Source organism: Cereibacter changlensis JA139 (genome assembly GCF_003034985.1).
GTDB classification, from domain to species: Bacteria; Pseudomonadota; Alphaproteobacteria; order Rhodobacterales; family Rhodobacteraceae; genus Cereibacter; species Cereibacter changlensis.
In genome coordinates this window covers 1-21288 of the sequence record NZ_PZKG01000072.1, presented here as the reverse complement: position 1 = coordinate 21288, position 21288 = coordinate 1, and the positions used below count along the sequence as shown (strand labels likewise).

General features: G+C 68.5%; 14 protein-coding genes and 1 pseudogene. 3 read left to right on the top strand and 12 right to left on the bottom strand.

What is annotated here, in order from left to right; translation table 11 throughout:
- The 7 genes from C5F48_RS14685 to C5F48_RS14650 form a co-directional block, all read right to left on the bottom strand.
- Positions 1-3342, bottom strand: a 3342-nt coding sequence (locus C5F48_RS14685) for a transglutaminase family protein (protein WP_107664647.1), incomplete at its 3' end; no start/stop codon positions are given.
- A 143-nt stretch (positions 3343-3485) separates the two neighbouring features.
- Complete coding sequence (locus tag C5F48_RS14680) at positions 3486-5657, bottom strand: sensor histidine kinase (protein ID WP_107664646.1); 2172 nt, start codon at positions 5655-5657, stop codon at positions 3486-3488.
- A gap of 64 nt (positions 5658-5721) precedes the next feature.
- Positions 5722-6033, bottom strand: coding sequence for an Hpt domain-containing protein (locus C5F48_RS14675; protein WP_107664645.1), 312 nt, complete (start codon positions 6031-6033; stop codon positions 5722-5724).
- A 1-nt stretch (position 6034) separates the two neighbouring features.
- Positions 6035-6991 (bottom strand): response regulator, encoded by a 957-nt coding sequence (locus C5F48_RS14670; RefSeq protein ID WP_107664644.1) that lies wholly within the window; start codon positions 6989-6991, stop codon positions 6035-6037.
- An 80-nt stretch (positions 6992-7071) separates the two neighbouring features.
- Positions 7072-7476 (bottom strand): response regulator, encoded by a 405-nt coding sequence (locus C5F48_RS14665; RefSeq protein WP_107664643.1) that lies wholly within the window; start codon positions 7474-7476, stop codon positions 7072-7074.
- Between the two features lie 31 nt (positions 7477-7507).
- A complete protein-coding gene (locus tag C5F48_RS14660; protein ID WP_181247707.1) occupies positions 7508-10990 on the bottom strand; it encodes a PAS domain S-box protein in 3483 nt (1160 codons plus the stop codon).
- A gap of 196 nt (positions 10991-11186) precedes the next feature.
- Positions 11187-12758, bottom strand: a complete 1572-nt coding sequence (locus C5F48_RS14650; RefSeq protein WP_107664640.1) for a bifunctional metallophosphatase/5'-nucleotidase — start codon at positions 12756-12758, stop codon at positions 11187-11189.
- 151 nt (positions 12759-12909) lie between these two features.
- On the opposite strand from C5F48_RS14650, the gene C5F48_RS14645 reads away from it, so the two are divergent.
- Together C5F48_RS14645 and C5F48_RS14640 are read left to right on the top strand one after the other, a co-directional pair.
- Positions 12910-13248 (top strand): DUF952 domain-containing protein, encoded by a 339-nt coding sequence (locus C5F48_RS14645; RefSeq protein WP_107664639.1) that lies wholly within the window; start codon positions 12910-12912, stop codon positions 13246-13248.
- On the top strand, positions 13245-14306 hold the full coding sequence (locus C5F48_RS14640; protein WP_107664638.1) for a quinone-dependent dihydroorotate dehydrogenase: 1062 nt from the start codon (positions 13245-13247) through the stop codon (positions 14304-14306). Before C5F48_RS14645 ends, C5F48_RS14640 begins: the two co-directional genes overlap by 4 nt.
- A 3-nt stretch (positions 14307-14309) precedes the next feature.
- On the opposite strand, the gene C5F48_RS14635 is transcribed toward C5F48_RS14640, so the two are convergent.
- The 5 genes from C5F48_RS14635 to C5F48_RS14615 all read right to left on the bottom strand — a co-directional run bounded on the left by C5F48_RS14635 (position 14310) and on the right by C5F48_RS14615 (position 19383).
- On the bottom strand, positions 14310-14546 hold the full coding sequence (locus tag C5F48_RS14635; RefSeq protein ID WP_107664637.1) for an Lrp/AsnC ligand binding domain-containing protein: 237 nt from the start codon (positions 14544-14546) through the stop codon (positions 14310-14312).
- 58 nt (positions 14547-14604) lie between these two features.
- On the bottom strand, positions 14605-16161 hold the full coding sequence (locus C5F48_RS14630; RefSeq protein WP_170139658.1) for an ATP-dependent DNA helicase: 1557 nt from the start codon (positions 16159-16161) through the stop codon (positions 14605-14607).
- Positions 16162-16206: 45 nt separating this feature from the next.
- Positions 16207-17499 (bottom strand): crotonyl-CoA carboxylase/reductase, encoded by a 1293-nt coding sequence (ccrA, locus tag C5F48_RS14625; RefSeq protein ID WP_107664636.1) that lies wholly within the window; start codon positions 17497-17499, stop codon positions 16207-16209.
- A 92-nt stretch (positions 17500-17591) separates the two neighbouring features.
- Positions 17592-18989 carry a 1-acyl-sn-glycerol-3-phosphate acyltransferase gene (locus C5F48_RS14620; RefSeq protein ID WP_308812765.1) on the bottom strand — a complete coding sequence of 466 codons (1398 nt, stop codon included), beginning with the start codon at positions 18987-18989 and terminating at the stop codon, positions 17592-17594.
- A 61-nt stretch (positions 18990-19050) separates the two neighbouring features.
- Positions 19051-19383 (bottom strand): hypothetical protein, encoded by a 333-nt coding sequence (locus C5F48_RS14615; protein ID WP_107664634.1) that lies wholly within the window; start codon positions 19381-19383, stop codon positions 19051-19053.
- A 194-nt stretch (positions 19384-19577) separates the two neighbouring features.
- On the opposite strand from C5F48_RS14615, the pseudogene C5F48_RS14610 reads away from it, so the two are divergent.
- Positions 19578-21288, top strand: a pseudogene (locus C5F48_RS14610) (methylmalonyl-CoA mutase family protein); the annotation flags it as partial.

The window sequence follows — 21288 nt, the reverse complement described above, 5'->3', positions numbered from 1 at the left end:
TGCAGGCCTCCTGAGATCGAGGGTCAGCGGAAACTCGCGGTGCGGCTGCTCCGGCGGGACGCTGAACTGCCCCGGGGTATGCCCGTGCGGGGTGAATCGCGCAAGCCGTCGCGCCTCGGCCTCGTTGCCGTTCACCGGGAAGGTCTCGTAGTTGCGCCCGCCCGGATGGGCGACGTGATAGACGCAGCCGCCCAGCGACCGGCCCGACCAGCGGTCGTAGATGTCGAAGGTCAGCGGCGCGTTCACCGGCAGGCTGGGATGCAACGCCGCCGAAGGCTGCCACGCCTTGTAGCGCACCCCGGCCACCGCCACCCCGCCCGTCCCCGCCGGCTGCAGCGGCAGCGGACGGCCGTTGCAGGCGACGATGTAGCGCGCCGGATCGGTGGTGGTCAGCTTCACCTGCAGCCGCTCGGTCGAGCTGTCGGTATAGCGCACCGTGCCGCCGATGGCCCCGGTCTCGCCCAGCACATGCCAAGGCTCCAGCGCCTGCCGCAGCTCCAGATGCACGCCCTCGTACTCGACCTCGCCGCAGAAGGGGAAGCGGAACTCCTGCTGCGCCTCGAACCAGTCCGACCGCAGCGGGAAGCCATGCGCGCCCAGATCGGCCAGCACGTCGCGGAAATCGGCCCAGACGAAATGCGGCAGCATGAAACGGTCATGCAGCACCGTGCCCCAGCGCGTCAGCTCGCCGCCGATCGGGTTGGTCCACATCCGGGCGATCATCGCGCGGATCAGGAGCTGCTGCGCCAGGCTCATGCGCGGGTCCGGCGGCATCTCGAAGCCGCGGAACTCGACAAGACCAAGCCGCCCGGTGGGACCGTCGGGCGAATACATCTTGTCGATGCAGATCTCGGCCCGGTGGGTGTTGCCGGTGACATCGGTCAGGATGTTGCGCAGCAGACGGTCGGGCAGCCAGGGGAAGGGCCGCTCGTCCGACGGTCCGGGGATCTGCGCCAGCGCGATCTCCAGCTCGTAGAGGCTGTCGTGCCGCGCCTCGTCGATCCGGGGCGCCTGTGACGTGGGGCCGATGAACAGGCCCGAGAACAGGTAGGACAGCGAGGGGTGCCGGTTCCAGTGCAGGATCAGGCTGCGCAGCAGGTCCGGGCGGCGCAGGAAGGGCGAGTCGTTCGGGGTCGAGCCGCCGACGACCACATGGTTGCCGCCGCCAGTGCCGCAATGCTTGCCGTCGATCATGAACTTGTCGGCGCCGAGCCGGGTCTGCCGCGCCTCCTCGTAGACGGCGTTGGTGATGGCCACGCAGTCGTCCCAGCTCGTTGCGGGATGCACGTTCACCTCGATCACCCCCGGATCGGGCGCAACGCGGATCACGTTCAGCCGAGGGTCATGCGGGGGGGCGTAGCCCTCGATATGCACCGGGAGGCCCAGCTCCTTCGCGGCAGCCTCGGCGGCGGCCACCAGCTCCAGATAGTCCTCGACCGCCTCGACCGGCGGCATGAAGACGCAAAGCCTGCCGTCGCGGGGCTCGACCGAAAGCGCCGTGCGCACCGCGTCGTCGCCGGAGCCGATGATCTGCTCCACCCGCTCCTGCACCGGCTCGGAGGCGGTGAAATGCGCGACCGATTGCGGACCATCCGGCGGCGCGACCGCGCTGGCGGGGGTGAGGCCGGGGGCGGGCGGAAGATCGGGCAGAGGGCCACGCGGCACGGTGGGATCGACGGTATTGGTATAGGGATAACGCGAGGGCGGCACATAGGGCAGCGCACCCAGCGGCAGGCGGTAGCCTACGGGGCTGTCGCCGGGCACGAGGAACAGGTGGTTGCGCCGCAGCTTCCAGCGCTCCGACCGCCAGCGCGGCTTGTTGGCGACCTGGCCCTGCCAGCGTTGCACCGGCAGCACGAAGCCCGAAGGCTCGGTCAGCCCGCGCTCGAACACCTTGGCCATCCGGTAGCGTTCCTCGGGATCCTTCAGTTGCGAATTCTCCGGCGTCACGTTCTCCGGCAGCTTGCCTTCCTTCAGCAGCCATTCGCCCGGGTCCTCATAGGCCGGCACCACCAGATCGCCCTCGACGCCAAGCTGCGTGGCGATGCCCTGCAGCAGCGCCGCCGCCTCGGCATGCCCCGCCCCGGTCTGCGCGCTTTCGCCCGCCACCAGCGCCGGGTCGCTCCACAAGGGCTTGCCGTCGCCGCGCCAGTAGAGCGAGAAGGTCCAGCGCGGCAGCGTCTCGCCCGGATACCACTTGCCCTGCCCGTAATGCAGGAAGCCGCCCGGCGCGAAACGGTCGCGCAACCGGCGGATCAGCTGGTCGGCCAGCACCCGCTTGGTCGGGCCGACCGCATCGGTGTTCCACTCCCCCGCCTCGAAATCGTCGATCGACACGAAGGTGGGCTCGCCCCCCATGGTCAGCCGCACATCGCCCTCGGCCAGCGCGGCATCGACCTTGTGGCCGAGCGCGTTCAGCTCCTGCCAGGCGTCGTCCGAGAAGGGCTTGGTGATGCGCGGATGCTCGGCCACGCGGCGCACCTGCATGTCGAAGGCGAAATCCACCTCGGCATAGCTCGCCATCCCGGCGATGGGGGCGGCGTTGCGGTAATGCGGCGTCGCGGCCAGCGGGATGTGGCTCTCGCCGGTCAAGAGGCCCGACGTGGCATCCAGCCCGATCCAGCCCGCGCCGGGCAGATAGACCTCGGTCCAGGCATGCAGGTCGGTGAAGTCGTTCTCGGTGCCCGAGGGCCCGTCCAGCGATTTCAGGTCGGGCTTCAGCTGGATCAGATAGCCCGAGACGAAGCGCGCGGCAAAGCCCAGATGGCGCAGCACCTGCACCAGAAGCCAGCTCGAATCCCGGCACGACCCCCGGCCGGCCTCGAAGATCTCCTCCGGCGAGTAAACCCCGGGCTCCATGCGGATGACATAGGCGATCTCGTTGGCGATGCGTGCATTCAGCCCGACGACGAAATCCACCGTCCGCATCCGCTGGCGCGGGATCGAGTCGAGAAACGCCTGCAGCCGCGGTCCCGCCGGTTCGGGCTGGCTGTAGATCACCAGATCCGGGCGGATGTCTTCGGGATACTCGAAAGGCCAGTGCTCCGCCGACTCCTCGACGAAGAAGTCGAACGGGTTGTAGACCGTCATGTCGGCGACCAGATCGACCTCGATCTTGAACTCGGTCACCGGCTCGGGAAAGACGAAGCGGGCCAGCCAGTTGCCATAGGGGTCCTGCTGGTGGTTCTCGAAATGCCCGCCCGGACTGACCTTGAGCGAATGCGAGATCACCCTCGTCCGCGAATGCGGCGCAGGGCGCAGGCGGATGATCTGCGGGCCGAGGATGACGGGCCGATCGTAGCGATAATGGGTCAGGTGATGGATGCTGGCCTTGATCGACATGTGCGTTTTCGTCTCGGTTCGGGCTTCAGCCTTGACGGTTTCACAGAAACGGCAGTGGCGCCATGGGCTATCGCCCGCAGAATGGGCAGGACCGGGCGAAGCCGCCGATGTGCTGAATTCCTGTGCGTTCCGCGCCGGGGCGCTCAGACCGCCTCGGGCAGCGGCAGGGTGACGCGCACTGTCGTGCCCTGCCCCGGCGCGCTGTCGATGGCGATGCCGCCGCCCATGCTCTCGACCAGCCGCCGCACGATGGCCATCCCGAGCCCGGTGCCGCCGAAACGCCTGGTCATGCTGCCATCGGCCTGCTCGAACTCGTCGAAGATCCGCTCCGACTGCGCCTCGGTCATGCCGATGCCGGTGTCGCGTACCTCGATCACCATCGGCGCGCCGCGCGGGCAGGAGAAGGTGACGACGACCTCGCCCGCCTCGGTGAACTTCACCGCGTTGCTGACGAGGTTCTGCAGGATCTGCATGATCCTGAGAGGATCGCCGGTGCGCGGCGAATCGGCGCCGACGCTGGCGTAGACCTCCAGCGCCAGCCCCTTCTCCTCGGCCATCTGGCGGTGCATCTCGTCGACGCGCAGCGCCAGCTCGTCGGGGCGGAAGGCGACCCGCTCCAGCTCCATCTTGCCCGCCTCGATCTTTGACATGTCGAGCACGTCGTTCAGGATGGTCAGCAGCATCTCGCCCGAGCGGCGGATCGTGGTGACCATGCGCTTGTGCTCGGCGTCGGTGACCGCGCGGTCGAGCACCTCGGCCATGCCCAGCACGCCGTTCAAGGGCGTGCGGATCTCGTGGCTCATGTTGGCGAGGAACTGCGACTTGATCCGGCTCGCCGCCTCTGCGCGCTCCACCGCCTGGCGCAGGTCGCGTTCGGCTGCGACCTGCTCGGTGATGTCGGCCACCGCCAGCACCACCCGGGCGCTGCGGTTGGGATGGCTGATCGGCGCCGAGTTGACCGAGACCACCCGCCGCGATCCGTCCGCCCGCTGCAGCGAGAAGCGCCGGTCGCGCTCCGGCGCGGTGGCGGCCAGCAGCTGGCGCAGCGGCGCGCCGGGGCCGTGATGCCCGACCGGCTCGATCTGGAACAGCGGGTCGTCGTAGCGCAGCTTGCAGAGCGCCGCCTGCGGATAGCCGAAGATCTGCTCCGCCTCGCGGTTGGCGTAGATGATGCGGCCGCACTCGTCGAGCGCCATGATGCCGGAGATGCTGGTGTCCATCAGCTTGCTGAGGAAGTCGCGCTCCGCCAGGAGCTGGTCGCTGAGAAAGCGCCGCTCGGTGGCGTCGTTCATCACCAAGACCCAGCCCATCGCCGAGCGTGTCCGGTCCAGCGGCTTCTCGATCGGCAGGACGCGCAGGTCGAAATGCCGGGTGCCGATGGTCAGCGGCTTCGCCGCGCGCCGGCCGTGACCGTCGAGCACATTGCGCACCACCTCGCCGACATGGGCGATATGGCGCAGGTCGCCGCCGATCGCCGGCAGGCTGCGGTGCAGCAGGCGCTGCGCCTCGGGGTTCAGCCCGGCCAGCCGGCCCTCGATGTCGAAGACGATGATCGGATCGACGGTGTTGTAGAACAGAAGGTCGTTGGCGACGGTGGTGATGTCCATCAGCCGGTCGTTGAAGATCGTCCAGGTGAAGGCCAAGAGCACCAAGGCGAAGACGAAGGGCGTCGGGTCATGGCCGGCCAGCGTGACCCCGCCCAGCAGATGCGCCGCATTGGCCACCAGCGGCAGGGCGGCGATGGCCGGCAGTCTCAGGTAGAACGGCCGGCAGCGCGGCGGCGTCCGCGCCACCCCGAGCACCGAGATCAAGAGCCCCGCCGAGAAGAGCAGGAACAGGTAGATCCCCATGACCAGCGACAGCATCCCCTCCAGCCCGGCGACCGCCAGTCGCCAGGAGGCGCTCGCGCCATCGACGGCCGCGACCAGCCGCGGCTCCAGCGCATCGGCGGCCATGGCGAGACCGACGACCACCGGCCCGCCGATCAGCAGCACCAGCTGCCAGGGCGCGCAGGTCGAGCGGCGCAGGAAGGAGTGGTCGAGCAGGAAGAAGGCCCAGGCGGTCAGCAGCACCACCATCGGCAGCGCGGCAAGCCGCTCCCAGAACAGCAGGCAATGCTCGTCGGAGACCATCAGCCGCAGGATCACCGCTGCGAGCCAGAGCAGCAGGGCGGCATGGGCGATCAGGAACCACAGCTTGCCGAAGAACGGCATCTGCCGGCGCAGCCAGTCGGTTTCGGCCGCCAGCACCGCCCAGAGCAGGATCGCCAGGACGGCGCCCATGCTGACGAGGTCCGGGATCAGGCAGGCGATCATCGGCGGCGCTGCGGCAGCGCCGGAACCGGGGCGCGCCCGGGGAAGCGCGGCCGGCTCCCTCCCGTCACGTCGCCTCGCACCAGACCGGGACCGCGCGCATCGCCAGCATCATCTGGCGCATCCGCGGCTCCACCGCCCGCCAGTCGCGCCCGCGCTGCAAATGCAGCTCGACCGCCACCTGCCCCGCCACACGGCCCAATGCGGCATGGCCCAGAGTCGCCGCAACCCCGGCGGTCATATGCGCGATCCGGCCGATCTCGCGCAGCGCCGCCGCATCGCGCTCGCCGTCGAAATGCGCCTCGATCAGCGCCAGGCGCTCGGCCGTCACCTCGGCAAAGCGGCGCCGCACCGGGTCGAGGCCGTCGGCCGGCGCCACCTCAGACCACCACTTCGCCGCGGATCTGCCGGGCGGCCGCGTTGCGCAGCGCCCGGCGCGCGCGCCCCAGCAGGTCGCTGGGCGCGCTGCGGCTGAACAGCCCGGTGGTCATCGGGTCGCCGACCTGCAGCACCGGCCGCGGCACCCCGAGTTGCGCATAGATCCGCGCCCGGTCGGCCAGCCGCGCCGCGATCTCCTGCGCCAGCACATGCGCCTGCACCGGCAGGTGCCGCGCGGTGATGCAGACGAACTCGCCCCGCCCGGCATGGGCCATCAGGAACTCGTGGTCCTTCAACTGGTCGGCGATGATCGAGGCGACATGGGCCAGCACGTCAGCATAGCAGATCGCGTCGGTCGCGGCGAAGATCTCCTCGGCATTGCCGATGCGGAAGGCGATGGCCGCATGGCCGTGCAGCTTGGAGCGGCCCAGCGCCAGCAGGTAATTCTCCAGCGCCTCATACTCCACCACATCCGGCACGTCGCGCAGCGGGATCGGATCGGCGAAGCGGATCGGCTCGTCGGGCAGGCCGAGCTGGGCATGGACCCGGTCGGCCAGCATGGCGCGGCGGCGGCGCTCCTCGACCAGCCGCGCCGTCATGCCCATGCGGGCGCGCAGTTCGAGGTCGTCGAGCGGCTTGGTGAAATAGTCGGTCGCCCCGGCGGCGAAGGCCGCCTCGATCACCGAGGCCGCATGGGCGTTGGACATCATCAGGATCGGCACATCGGCATAGCCCTGCATCTGGCGGATGCGGCGGCAGAGCTGGATGCCATCGACGCCGGGAATGTCGAAATCGAGGAGCAGGCAGTCGAAGCCCTCCTCCTCCTGCAAACGCTCCAGCGCCGCGGCGGCGGTGCCCGCCACCTCGACATCGTCATATCCGAGACGGCCAAGGACATGCTGTAGCAGCATGAGAAAAACCGGATCGTCATCGACAGCCAAAATCCGGAGGATTCCCATGCCCCAACCCCTCAAGACGCAACTCAACCCACGGGTGAGCAGACGCTCGCAAGATGGCAAAATTTTGTCACTATGACAACTTATTGCAGCCGCGCGCGCGGCCTGTCCCGCAGTCCGGTCAGCCGGTCGATCTCGCGCAGCAAAGTCTCCCGGCCCAGCGGCTTCTCCAGCGCCGCGTCGGCGAAGCCGATGCCGGTCAGCACATCCACCGAGGCGGTGACCAGCAGCATCGGCGTGTCGCTGTTCTGGGTGCGGCTGGCGCGCAGCGACCGGATCACCCGCTCGCCGCTGAGATGCGGCATCTGCTGGTCGAGGATCAAGAGGTCGAAGCGCTCGCTGACCGCCCGCTCCAGCGCCGCGCGGCCGTCGCCGACGAAGGTCAGCTCCAGGTCCGGCCGCGACAGCAGCATGCCCTCGACGATCTGCCGATTGATCTCGTCATCCTCGGCGAAGAGGATGCGCAGGCGGTGCTGGTCATTCGGCATCACGGTCTCCTGTCAGCTGCGCGACGGCCAGTCAGGGCCGGCGCAGCAAGGTAGAAATGGCGTGCAGCAATTCGTTTCTCCGGAACGGCTTGGCGAGATGGGTGTCGAAGCCGCCGATAATGTAATCCGCCACCTGATGCGCCATGGCGTTGGCCGTCACCGCCACCGCGGGCACCGGGGCCGACCCGCGCAGGGCCTCCTGCTCGCGGATCTGCTTCAGGGCTGTCAGCCCGTCCATCACTGGCATCGAGATGTCGAGCAGCAGCAGGTCGAAGGCGGCGCCGGTCCAGGCGGCGAGGGCCTGGCGGCCATCCTCGACCAGCGTGACCTCGGCGCCCGTGTCGGCGAGCATCTCCTTCAGCACCAGCCGGTTGGTGGCGCTGTCGTCGGCGATCAGCAGCCGGCGGCCGGCAAAGCCGGGCTCCGCGCCGGCGGGCGGGGCCACGCTGGGCGCCACCTCCTGCTCGGCCGCCGGCAGCGGCAGGCTGACCTGCACTTTGGTCCCCTCGCCCAGCCGGCTGCTCACCGCGATTTCGCCGCCCATCAGCAGCACCAGCTGGCGGACGATGGACATGCCGAGCCCGGTGCCGCCGAAGCGCCGGGTCACACTGCCGTCGGCCTGGTCGAAACTGTCGAACACCCGCGCCGCCTGTTCCTCGGTCATGCCGATGCCGGTATCCGACACCTCCACCGCCAACGGCTTGCCGGGCCGGCAGGTCAGCCGCATCGTCACCTGGCCCTTGTCGGTGAACTTCACCGCATTGCTCAGCAGGTTGTGCAGGATCTGCAGGATGCGGTGCGGATCGCCCATCCGGGCCGCGTCGCCGCCGAGGCCGACCAGCACCTCGAATTGAAGCCCCTTCTCCTCGGCTTTCATGGCGTAGACGGCTTCGACCTGCCGCGCCAGATCGGCCGGATTGAACGGGACATTCTCAAGACCGAATTTGCCGGCCTCGATCTTCGACATATCCAGAATGTTGTTCAAGATGCTCAGCAATGTCTCGCCTGAATTGCGTATCGTCCTGATCATCAGCTTTTGTCGGGGCTCAGACAAGCTGTTATCCAGAAGCTCCGCCATTCCCAAAACGCCGTTCAGCGGAGTGCGGATTTCATGGCTCATATTCGCCAGGAACAGCGACTTCGACCGGCTGGCCTCCTCGGCATGCGACAGGGCCGCGCGGATCTGGCCAAGGGTTTCCAGCTGGTCGGTGATATCGGTGAAGGAGCAGAGCACCTGAAGCTCGCCCTCTTCCTGCATCGGAACCGCATTGACCGACAGGATGCGCCGACTGCCGTCGGGCAGCACGATGCCATGCCGGATGGCGCGCACCGGTTCTCCCGTCGTCACGGCGAGATGGAGTGGCGAGGCCGCGTCTTCGACCGGAAAACCCTCGAAAGTGGTAAGCTGCCATTTCGGCGAGGCATGGTCGCGGCCCAGCAATTCCGAACGCGGCAGACCCAGAATACGCTCCGCCTCCGAATTCGCAAAAACCATCTGGCCCTTGGCATTCAGCACGGTAATCGCGGCAATGCTGTTTTCCATCGCGTTGAAGAAGAAATTGCGCGCCGCCACCACACGCTGTTCCAGCGCCTTGCGCTCGCTGATGTCGATATTCACCCCGGCCACGCTCTCGGCCCTGCCGTCCGGGCCCCAGCGGGTGATGCGGCCGCGCGACAGGATCCAGATCCAGTGCCCCTCGCGGTGCCGCATTCGAAACTCGGCCAGCGCCAGCCCGTCGTTGCCGCGGGCGGTCTCCCGGGTGTCGAGCACCGCCGGCAGGTCGTCCGGATGGATCCGCGTGAGGATCCAGTCGAGGGTTGGCGCCGCCAGCTCCACCAGTGCATACCCCAGCATCTCGCACCAGCGGCTGTCGACGGTGAGCCTGTCGTCGCCGGCCATCCACTCCCAGGTGCCGACCTCCGCACCTTCCACGATCCGCGCCATCCGCTGCTGCGCCGCCTCGAGATCGGCCAGCGCCTGCTTATGCTCGGTGATCACCGTCGCGACCGAGACATAGCCCAGCATCTCGCCCGCCTCGCCCCTCAACGGGTGGATGTTCAGGTCGACCCAATAGGGTCTGCCGGCCTTGTCGCGGTTCAGGAGCTCGACCCGGCAGTCTTCGCCGCGGTCGACGGCTTCCACCATTCGCGCCAGAGCCGCAGGATCGGCGTCCTCGCCCTGGGTCAGCTCGGCAATGGGCAGGCCGCGGATCTCGTCCAGCCGGTAGCCGGTATGCGCCTCGAAGGCCGGGTTGACCCAGACCACCCGCTGCTCGGCATCGACCACGGTGGCGAGGTTGGTCATCAGCTCGACGATCTTGCCCAAGAGCCGCAGGCGCTCCTTCTGCCGCTCGTCCGCCGTCACGTCGCGCACGAGGAAGACGAAGCCCGGCGCGTCCTCCGCCGCCTCGGGCACCCGGCGCGCGCCCGACAGCTCGTGCCAGACGTCGCCGCTGCGGTAGCGCAGGCTTTCGGCCCGACCCGAGCGTTCGATGATGCGCATCGCCTCGGTGAAGGTCGCGGCGATCTCGGGCGGCAAGGCCTCGTCGAAGGACCGGCCGAGGCAGTCGCTGTCATGCAGCCGCGCCGCCGAACCGGCGTCGGAATAGATCCTGGTGTAGCGGCCCATGTGGTCGGCCTCGATCAGCAGGTCCGGCAACGCGTTCAGCGTCGCCTCGAAACGGTTGGCGGTGGCCCGGGCGGCGCCCTCGCGGTGCATGCGGTCGGTGATGCTGGCCCCCACGCCGCGATAGCCGGCGAACAGCCCCTCGGCGTCGAACACCGGGCGTCCGCTGACGCTCAGGTGATGCTCCCCGCCGCGACGGTCACGCAGCACGAAGGTGAAGCCGTCGAACGGCTCCTGCATCGCCAGCGTGCGGCGGATCGCGCGCCACTGCCGGTCGAACGGGTCGCAGCCGAAGGCCAAGGCCAGCTCCTCGATGGTCTTGCCGGCCAGATCCATCCCATCGAAGATCGCCCGGGCCACCTGCGATTCAGCGGAGAAGACATGGCGCAGGTCGGCGTCGATCTCCCAGAACCACTGGTCGCCGATTGCGGCGAAGCTCTCCAGCCGCTGCGCCGCCTGGTCACGCTCGCCGGCGGTGCGGGCGAGCCGGTCGCGCAGCGCCTGCCGCTCCGCCTCGCCCGCCAGACGCAGCAGGGCATTGGCCAGCGCATCGGCCAGCGGCTCCACCGCCGCCTCGCGGCCCGCGCCGCCCTCCAGCCGCAAGAACCCGGCCAGCCGCCCGCCGGCGATCAGCGGGGCCAGCAGGATGTCATCGACCGAAACGCCCTGCCCCGCCTCCAGCAGCGCGCGCCACGCCGACGACAGCGGCTCCGGGGCGGCAGCGTCGGGCCAGCCGCCGACCGGCAGCTGACCGCCGTCCTCCGCGATGGCGCAAAGCACTACCCACCGCGCGCCGCAGCCCTCGCCGAGCCGGGCCAGCGCCGCGGCGAGAAGGGGCGGAAGATCGGCGACGGATGCGCGCAACAGGCCGGACGCCAGCCCCTGCAAGGCCGCGGTCTCCGCTCCGTCCGATGCCCGTCCCGTCATCATCATCTCTCGCCCGCGGCCTGACCGGAAAATCAGGCCCTTCCCGATTTTGGAATGGACCACATACACTTGAACCGCGGCGAGACTAGGGCGGCGGCGGACCCCACCCACGAAATTTCCGCCGGGCGCGCCAAGGCGGGCGCGCCCGGGCATACGCTCACTTGCGGGTGATCCGGCCGTCCAGCGCCGGCGTGTAGGGACCGACCTCGGCCATGTACTCGGCCAGCACGTCGGCGAGATCCGGGCCGAAGTCATAGGCGTTGGCCGCGCCCACCAGGCTGGCGAAACCGTCGCCGCCCTGCCGGACATAGTTGTTCGACACCACGCCATAGGTCTTGGCCGGGTCGATCGGCCCGAAGCCGTCGCCCTCGGCCACCCTCACGTCGGACACCCGCTCGCCCGCCGGCTTCGACGGGTCGAAGCTGTACTGCAGCCCGGCCACCTGCAGGAAGCGGCCGGCGCCCTCCTCGATCTGGCTCACCCCGTTCTCCAGCGCGCCGATGACCTCTTTCCCCGTGACCTGAAAGGTCGAGAGCGTGTTCTGGAACGGCAGCACCGTCAGCACCTCGCCCATCGTCACCGGCCCGGCGTCGATCGAGGCGCGCAGCCCGCCGCCATTGGTGAAGGCGATCTGCACGCCCTGATCCTTCACCCGGTCCAGCATCGCCTGGGCCACCAGGTTGCCCATGGCGCATTCCTGCACCCGGCAGGTCTCGCGGCTGCCGTCGATCGCCTCGGTGGTCTCGGCCACCAGCCGGTTGCGGATCTCCTCCAGCGGCTTGCCCAGCTCGGCGATCCGGGCCACCACCGCCTGATCCTCGGCCACCGAGGCGTCGAGCAGCCGAGGCTCGCCCGTCGCCTCGACCACCTCGCCGGCGTCGTCGAAGGTCACGTCCAGCATGCCCAGCGACCGGCCATAGGCATAGGCCGAGACGATGGCCGTCTTGCCCACCATGGTCGGATAGGCCCCCTCGGCGCCCTCCTCGGTGTTGGACAGCAGCGTGTGGCTGTGGCCGCCGACGATCACGTCGACCCCGGTGGTCTCGGCGGCGATCTTCTGGTCTACCCCGTAGCCCGAATGCGACAGCAGGATGATCTTGTCGATCCCGTCTTCGGTCAGCGCGTCGACCTCGGCCTGCACCGCCTGCACCGGATCGGTGAAGACGATGTTCTTGCCGGGGCTCGCCAACTCGGGATTGTCGACCGGGGTCAGGCCGATCAGGCCCAGCTTCTCGCCCGCTTTCTCGATCACCGTCGACTTGGCGATCTTGCCTTTCAGCAGCGGCTCCGAGGTCAGGTCGGCGTTGGCCATCAGCAAAGGCGCGTCGAGCAGGTCGGCGAATTCCGCCAGCACTTCCGGGCCGTTGTCGAACTCGTGGTTGCCCACCGCCATCGCGTCATAGCCGAGCTGGTTCATGAACTCGGCGGCCATTCGGCCCTTGTGATAGGTGTAGAACAGCGTGCCCTGAAACTGGTCGCCGCCGTCGAGCAGCAGCGTGTTCTCCTTGGCCGCGCGCGCCTCGGCCAGCGCCGTCACCAGCCGCGCCGTGCCGCCGAAACATTCCCCCGCCGCGTTGTCCTCCGCCGAGCAGGTCGAGGCCGAGCCGGAGATCGGTTCGAACCGATCGTGAAAATCGTTGGTGTGCAGGATGGTCAGCGCAAAATCTGCCGAGGCCGTGCCCGCGCTCAGGGCGAGAAACGCCGCCCCGGCCAAAAGTCTGGTTTTCATCGAAACACTCCGTTCAGGACCTGATGCCAGCAGACTGCGTCGCGACCGAGGCCGCTGTCAAAGCCCAAGGCCGGATTTTCCGCGGCAACGACGCTTCCATGGCCGAATCCGACCCATTGACCGACGCCCTGCCAAAGTGCATGAGGCTCACATGCTGATCTTCAAGATTTTCCGCCGCTCAGAATGGGATTCTTTCCGCGACGCCGGCGTCACGGCTGGCGCGCCGGTCGATCTTGCCGACGGCTATATCCATTTCTCCACCTCGGCTCAGGTGGCCGAGACGGCGGCGAAGCATTTCGCCACCGAAAGCGACCTCGTGCTGGTGGCGCTGAACCCGGAAAAGCTGGGCCCGGCGCTGAAATGGGAACCCTCGCGCGGCGGGCAGCTGTTCCCGCATCTCTACCGTCCTCTGACGCTGGCCGACGTGGTCTGGGACAAGTCCCTGCCGCTGGGCGCCACCGGCCACATCTTTCCCGAGGGACTTTGGTGAACATCGTCGAACGCGCCGGTCTCGCAGCGCTGCACCGGCTGGACCCGGAGCAGGCGCACAGCCTGTCGCTTTCCGCCCTGCGCGCCGGTCTCGTGCCGCTGCCAGGCCGGCTGACATCGCCCCGCCTCGCCTGCTCGCTGGCCGGCATCGCGCTGACCAACCCGGTCGGGCTGGCGGCGGGCTATGACAAGAACGCGGTGGCGGTGGAGCCGCTGATGCGCGCCGGCTTCGGCTTTCTCGAGGTCGGGGCCGCCACGCCGCGGCCGCAGCAGGGCAACGCCAAGCCGCGGCTGTTCCGGCTGACCGAGGACCGCGCCGCGATCAACCGCTTCGGCTTCAACAACGACGGCGCCTCGACCATCTGCGCCCGGCTGGCGATGCGACCCTCCGGCCCGGTGCCGATCGGCATCAATCTCGGGGCCAACAAGGACAGCGCCGACCGCGCCGCCGATTTCGCCGCCGTGCTGGCCGCCTGCGGGCCGCATGTCGATTTCGCCACGGTCAACGTCTCCTCGCCCAATACCGAGCGGCTGCGCGACCTGCAGGGCCGCGCCGCGCTGACCGCGCTGCTGGCCACGGTGATGGAGGTGCATGACCGGCTGGCGCGGCCGATCCCGATCTTCCTGAAGATCGCCCCCGACCTGACCAACGACGATCTGGCCGAGATCGTCGAGGTGGTGCTCGCCTCGCGCATCGCCGGGATCGTCGCGACCAACACCACCCTGTCGCGCGAGGGCCTGCGCTCCGCACATCGGACCGAGACCGGCGGCCTGTCCGGCCAGCCGCTGTTCGAACGCTCCACCCGGGTGCTGGCGCGGCTGTCGCAGTTGACAGCCGGCAACCTGCCGCTGGTCGGCGTCGGCGGCGTCGGCACGGCGGAACAGGCTTATGCCAAGATCCGCGCCGGGGCCTCGGCGGTGCAGCTCTACACCGCGATGGTCTACGAGGGGATTTCGGTCGCCGCCACTGTCGCCCGCGGGCTCGACGGCCTGCTGGCGCGCGACGGCTTCGCCTCGGTGGCGGAAGCCGTCGGCACGGGGCGCGGCGACTGGATCTGAGCCTCAGAAGGCCTTGAAGGTCATGGTGGTCAGGGTCCGCACGATGCCCGGGATGTCGAACAGCGCGTCCGACAGGAAGCGGCCCACGTCCTGATCCATCGGCACATAGACCTTGGCGATCAGGTCGTATTCGCCCGAGGTCGAATACAGTTCCGACACCACCTCGCGGTCATAGATCGCATCGGCGACCTCATAGGTCTTGCCGGGGGTGCAGCGGAACTGGACGAAGACGCAGCGCATGGGTTTGCTCCTTGAAACACCGGGCGACTTTAGCCCGGCCCCGCGGCCAAGTCACGCCTCAGCCGGAAGCCGCATCCGCTTCGGGCTCGGGCTTCAGCTTCAGCCGCGGCGCGACCTTCGGCAGGTCCTCCACCCCCAGCGCGGTCTGCGGCAGCGCCAGCCGGTTGCGCACCACCCACAAGAGCCGCTTTTCGGCGCGGGTGATCGCCACATAGGCCAACCGCTTCCACAGCGGCACGCCCGCCTCCATCCGTCCGGCCTGCGAGGCGGCCCAGAGATCGGGGGCGAAGACCTGCACCGTCTCCCATTGCGAGCCCTGCGCCTTGTGGATCGTCACCGCCGCGCCGTGCAGGAAGGCCGCGCCCATCCGCGCGGCGGAGGGGATGAACGGCTCCTCCTCGCCCGGCTTCTCGATCTTAATGATCGAGGCGGCCGAGACCTGCGGGTCCTCGGCCCCCACCACATGCAGCCGGGCAAAACCGTCGCGGTTGCCCGGCCCGAGGTAGATCACCTGCGCGCCCTTGATCAGCCCCCGCGCCTCGAGATCGATGCGCTTCTTGCGGTGCTTCAACGGCAGCTCGAGCCCGTCGCAGATCAGGGGCTCGCCCGGGATCAGCGCGGTCTCCGGCGCGCCCTGCGCCGCGCGGAAGGCGGTGATCAGCCGGATGCGGGTTGCATTGCGCCAGACCAGCACCGGCGAGCGCGCCATCAGATCGGCATCGACCCGCTGCGCCATCTGCACCCGGTCGTCGCGCTCCGCGGCCTTTTCGACCATCCGCTCGAAGCTCTCGAAGCCCAGATCGGGATCGGCAAGCGCATGGGCAAGATCGAGGATCGGGTTGTCTTCGGCCTGACGGTGGATGCGGCTCAGGATCAGCTTGCGCGTCTCGCCCAGCCCGTCGAACACCATCTGGCCGCTCTGCCCCACCGGCGCCAGCTGCGCCGGATCGCCGAACAGCACCAGCGTCGGGAAAATCTCGCGCAGGTCGTCGAGCTGGCGTTCGTCGAGCATCGAGGATTCATCGACGAAGCCCACGTCCAGCGGCTCTTCCCGCCGCTTCCAGCCCTTGATGAAATCCGAGCCGCGCAAGCCTGCCGCCGCCAGCGCACCGGGGATCGAGGGCACCTGATCGTAGAAGGCCTTCGCCCGATCCAGCGCCACTTCCGTCAGCCCCTCCACCTCGGGGCGCTTGCCGTTGCCGGCCAGCCATTCGGCGATGCGCTCGTATTGCGGATCGTAGACCGGGGTGTAGAGGATTCGGTGGATCGTCGTCGCCGGCACCCCGCGCAGGCGCAGCACGCTCGCCGCCTTGTTGGTCGGCGCAAGGATCGCCAGCGTCCGCCGCTCCTTGCGCTTCTTGCCCTCGTAATCGCCCGAGACGATCTCCAGCCCGGCCTCCTGCAAGGCCTTGTAGAGGCTGGCCAGCAGCATCGTCTTGCCCGACCCGGCCTTGCCGATCACCGCGAGGACCGAGGATTTCCCCTCCACCGCCGGCGCCACCGTGCCCTTGGCCAGATCGATGCCCATGCCGCGCAGCTGGTCGGCCACGCGGTCGTAGGCTTCGGCCTGATCGTCGGAAAAGACTAGGGCGGGCGGCTGCATGGCGGCGACCATATCCAAGCGCAGGGGAATAGGCCAGCCACCCGCAGCGCCGGTGCCTCAGGCGCGGAGACTGGCCTCCAGCGTGTCGCCGAAGGTGCGCAGCCCGGTCACCGGCGCCTGCACCAGCACCGCCATGTTGCCCGGCTTGTGCTGGTTGCGCCGCATCTTCATATGCGCCGCGGGGATGTCATCCCAGGGGAAGACCTCCGACATGCAGGGGTCGAGCCGCCGCTCCAGCATCAGCTTGTTGGCCGCCGCCGCCTGTTTCAGGTTGGCGAAATGCGACCCCTGCACCCGCTTCTGGTGCATCCAGAGATATCGCACGTCGAAGGTGAGGTTGTAGCCGGTGGTCCCGGCGCAGATCACCACCATCCCGCCACGCTTCACCACGAAGACCGAGACCGGGAAGGTGGCCTCGCCGGGGTGCTCGAACACCATGTCGACGTTGTTGCCCTTGCCCGTGATCGCCCAGATCGCCGCGCCGAACTTGCGCGCCTCCTTGAACCACGCCGCATATTCCGGCGTGTTCACCGTGGGCATCTGGCCCCAGCAGTTGAAATCCTTGCGGTTGATGACGCCCTTGGCGCCCAGCCCCATGACGAAGTCGCGCTTGTCCTCCTCCGAGATCACGCCGATCGCATTGGCCCCCGCCGCGTTGATCAGCTGGATCGCATAGGAGCCGAGCCCGCCCGAGGCACCCCAGACAAGCACATTGTCACCCGGCTTCAGGATATGCGGGCGATGACCGAAGAGCATGCGATAGGCGGTGGCCAGCGTCAGCGTGTAGCAGGCGCTTTCCTCCCAGGTCAGGTGCTTCGGGCGCGGCATCAATTGCTGCGCCTGCACCCGGGTGAACTGCGCGAAGGAGCCGTCCGGAGTCTCGTAGCCCCAGATCCGCTGGCTGGGCGAGAACATCGGGTCGCCGCCGTTGCACTCCTCGTCGTCGCCGTCGTCCTGGTTGCAGTGGATCACCACCTCGTCACCGACCTTCCAGCGCTTCACCTTGTCGCCCACCGCCCAGACGATGCCCGAGGCGTCCGATCCGGCGATGTGATAGGGCTCCTTGTGGCCGTCGAAGGGGCTGATCGGCAGGCCGAGCGCGGCCCAGATGCCGTTGTAGTTGACGCCTGCCGCCATCACCAGCACCAGCACCTCGTGGCTGTCGATGGCGGGCGTGTCGACCACCTCGACCTGCATCGCGGTGTCGGGCTCGCCATGCCGCTCGCGCCGGATCGCCCAGGCGCACATCCGCGCCGGGACATGGCCCAAGGGCGGCATCTCGCCCACGGCGTAGAGGTCCTTCTTCGGCGCGTCATAGGCAACGATATCGGTCTGCACGTCGAGGGCCATGCTGTGCCTCCTTCAGTCAGGCGTTATGCCGCGACGCAGAATCGTCCGGCGCTGACCGATGAGATAGATTTGGCCGCGTAAGATTGCAATAGTTATAAGCTGTGTTTTGTAATTTTATGTCCGCCGCGCTGCAGCAAGCCTTCCTCCGCCTCCAGCCGCTGCAACACCGCCCCGGCGTAGAACCGCAGCAGATCCGCCTTGTCGGCCGGAGGATGCAGGCCGAAGGGTCCGTCCACCACGATGCCGCGCGCCTCCAGCGTGCGCAGCCCCTCGGCCAGCGCGGCGGGCACGCCCTGCGGCGGCAGCTTCATCACCGCCCCGGCCCGACGCAGCTGTGACGCCAGCCCCTCGACCCGCGCCGCCAGCTCGCTGCGCAGCACCGGCCCCTCCGCCAGCGCCGCCGCCACCAGCGGCACCGACAGGATCGGCAGGGTCAGCACCACCTCGGCCATCAGCCGCGCCCCCAGCGCCTCGGTCGAGGGCTCGTCGGTCGAGTCGAGATAGCCCCGCAGCGACACCGGCGCACCGAAGGCCACCGCCGCCGAGCCGAAGCCGGGGAAGCGCCGCCGCACCACCCGCCACAGCATCCGGGCGATGAAGGCGGCGATGCTCAGCGGCGAGGCGCGGAACTTGCGCACCCCGGATTGCGCCGCCTCGACCAGCAGCCGGTCCTCCAGCACCCGGTCATAGGCGATGCCCACCGGCACGAAGATCACGTCGCGGCCCGCCGGATCGAAATCGGTGACGATGTAGTTCAGGAGCCCCATCCGCGGCGCGCCGACCCGCCCATCGAGCGACAGCCCGCCCTCGGGGAACAGCGCCTGCGTCACCCCCTCGGCGGTCACCATCTGCACATAGCGGGCCAGCACCCGGCGATAGAGCGTGTTGCGCGAACTGCGGCGGATGAAATAGGCCCCCATCGCCCGGAACAGCCGGCTCAGCGGCCAGACCCGCGCCCATTCGCCGACGGCATAGGACAGCGCCGAGCGCCCGGCCACCAGCCAGGTCACCAGCACGTAATCCATGTTGCTGCGGTGGTTCATCACGAAGACCACCGTCGCCTGCCGGTCGATATGCGCCAGCCGGCCATCGACCCGACCGATCCGCACGCGGTAGAGCAGCCGGCTGATCCGCCGCGCCGCGCGGGTGGCGAAGCCGAAATAGACCGAGGCCGAGAAGGCCGGCACGATCTCGCGCGCATAGCTGCGCGCCTTGTCGAAGGCGACGCTCTCCGGCACGCCGTTCTCATGCGCGTAATCGACCACCGCCTGCATCACCTTGGGGTCATGCACCAGCCGCACGATCATGTCCTGCCGCCGCATCAGGCGGAACGGCTGGATCGGCCGTTCCAGCCTCAGGTTCAGCCGGGCGACGAAACGCTCCATCCGCCGGCGCAGGAACCAGCGCACCGAGGGCACCAGCACACGGTCAAGCGCGGCGATCCCGGCGAATCCGAGCACCAGAACCAGAAGCCAGACCGGGAGTTCCACAGTGCCCACCATGGCGGCAGACTAGGCGTTGCGCCGCGCCGCGTAAATCCCGGCCCGCGCCTCACTCGAAGGTGAAGCTGCCGATTTCGCAGACGTTCACCCCGGCCTCCACCACCTCGTCGCCATCGTCGAAGACGGCGCGGAAATCGAATTGGCAGTAGCCCGACTCGTCGTTGAAATTGATCATCACCGATTGGCCATCCTCCAGCACGTCCTGGCCGAGGATGTCCTCCTCCCAGGATTGCGACCCTTTGTTGGAGCCGTAGAACTCTACCATGGTGAAGCCGGTTTCGTTCACGATCTGCACGCGGCGGTCGGCCGCGGCGGCAGGATCGGAAACGGCGCCCAGCAGGCCGAGCGAGAGCAGAAGAACGCAGGCGGTACGGTGAAACATGTTTGCCTCTGGCAAGTTGGCGGCGCGGGGCAGGCTGCGCCCCGCTCACATTCCCGTGAGGCATGGCAAAGATCAAGTCTGATCCCGCTTGCGCCAGCGAAGATCGACGCCGCATTGCAGCGAATTGACAGAGACATTATCTTTCGCTTATGCCAGACATGTCGCAACTTCGTTTCCCGACCGAGGAGCCGCCGATGAATGCCCCGAAAGAGACCCCTTGGCTGTTCCGCACCTATGCCGGGCACTCCACCGCCGCGGCCTCGAATGCGCTCTACCGCGGCAACCTGGCCAAGGGCCAGACCGGCCTCTCCGTCGCCTTCGACCTGCCGACCCAGACCGGCTATGACAGCGATCACGAACTGGCGCGCGGCGAGGTCGGCAAGGTCGGCGTGCCGCTCTGCCACCTCGGCGACATGCGCGCGCTGTTCGCGGACATCCCGCTCGACCGGATGAACACCTCGATGACGATCAACGCCACCGCGCCCTGGCTGCTGGCGCTCTACATCGCCGTGGCCGAGGAACAGGGCGCCGATATCGCGGCGTTGCAGGGCACGGTGCAGAACGACATCATCAAGGAATATCTCTCGCGCGGCACCTATATCTGCCCGCCGAAGGCCTCGCTGCGGATGATCACCGATGTCGCCGCCTATACCCGGACGCATCTGCCGAAATGGAACCCGATGAACGTCTGCTCCTACCACCTGCAGGAGGCCGGAGCGACGCCGGAGCAGGAGCTGGCCTTCGCCCTCGCCACTGCCTGCGCCGTGCTCGACGATCTCAAGGCCAAGGTGCCCCCCGCCGACTTCCCCAACATGGTCGGCCGCATCTCCTTCTTCGTCAACGCCGGCATCCGCTTCGTGACCGAGATGTGCAAGATGCGCGCCTTCGTCGATCTCTGGGACGAGATCTGCCGCGACCGCTACGGCGTCACCGAAGAGAAATACCGCCGCTTTCGCTACGGCGTGCAGGTGAACTCACTGGGCCTCACCGAGCAGCAGCCGGAAAACAACGTCTACCGCATCCTGATCGAAATGCTGGCCGTGACCCTGTCGAAGAAGGCCCGCGCCCGCGCCGTCCAGCTTCCGGCCTGGAACGAGGCGCTCGGCCTGCCCCGGCCCTGGGATCAGCAATGGTCGCTCCGGATGCAGCAGATCCTCGCCTACGAATCCGACCTCCTGGAATATGACGACCTCTTCGACGGCAACCCGGCCGTCGACCGCAAGGTCGAAGCGCTGAAACAGGGCGCCCGGACCGAGCTCGCGCAGATCGACGCGATGGGCGGCGCGGTCGCCGCCATCGATTACATGAAGGGCCGTCTGGTCGAGGCAAATGCCGAGCGCATCGCCCGCGTCGAATCGGGCGAGACCACCGTCGTCGGGGTCAACCGCTGGACCGAGGCCGCCCCCTCGCCGCTCACCGCCGGCGATGGCGCGATCATGCTGGCCGACCCCGATGCCGAGGCCGACCAGATCGCCCGCCTCGACCAATGGCGCGCCCGCCGCGATCCCGCCGCCGTGACCGCGGCCCTCGCCGCGCTGCGCCGCGATGCCGCCAGCGGCGTCAACATCATGCCCGCCTCGATCGCCGCGGCGAAGGCGGGCGTCACCACCGGCGAATGGGGCGCGACGATCCGCAGCGCCTTCGGCGAATACCGCGCCCCCACCGGCGTTTCGAAGAACCGCTCCAACCGCACCGAGGGGCTGGAGCCGATCCGCGCAGCGGTGCTAGCAGGTCTCGGCCCGGCTCGGCCGCCCGCTCAGCTTCCTCGTCGGCAAACCCGGGCTCGACGGCCATTCCAACGGCGCCGAGCAGATCGCCGCCCGCGCCCGCGACTGCGGCATGGAGATCCATTACGAGGGCATCCGCCTCACCCCGGCCGAGATCGTCGCGGCGGCGATCGAACAG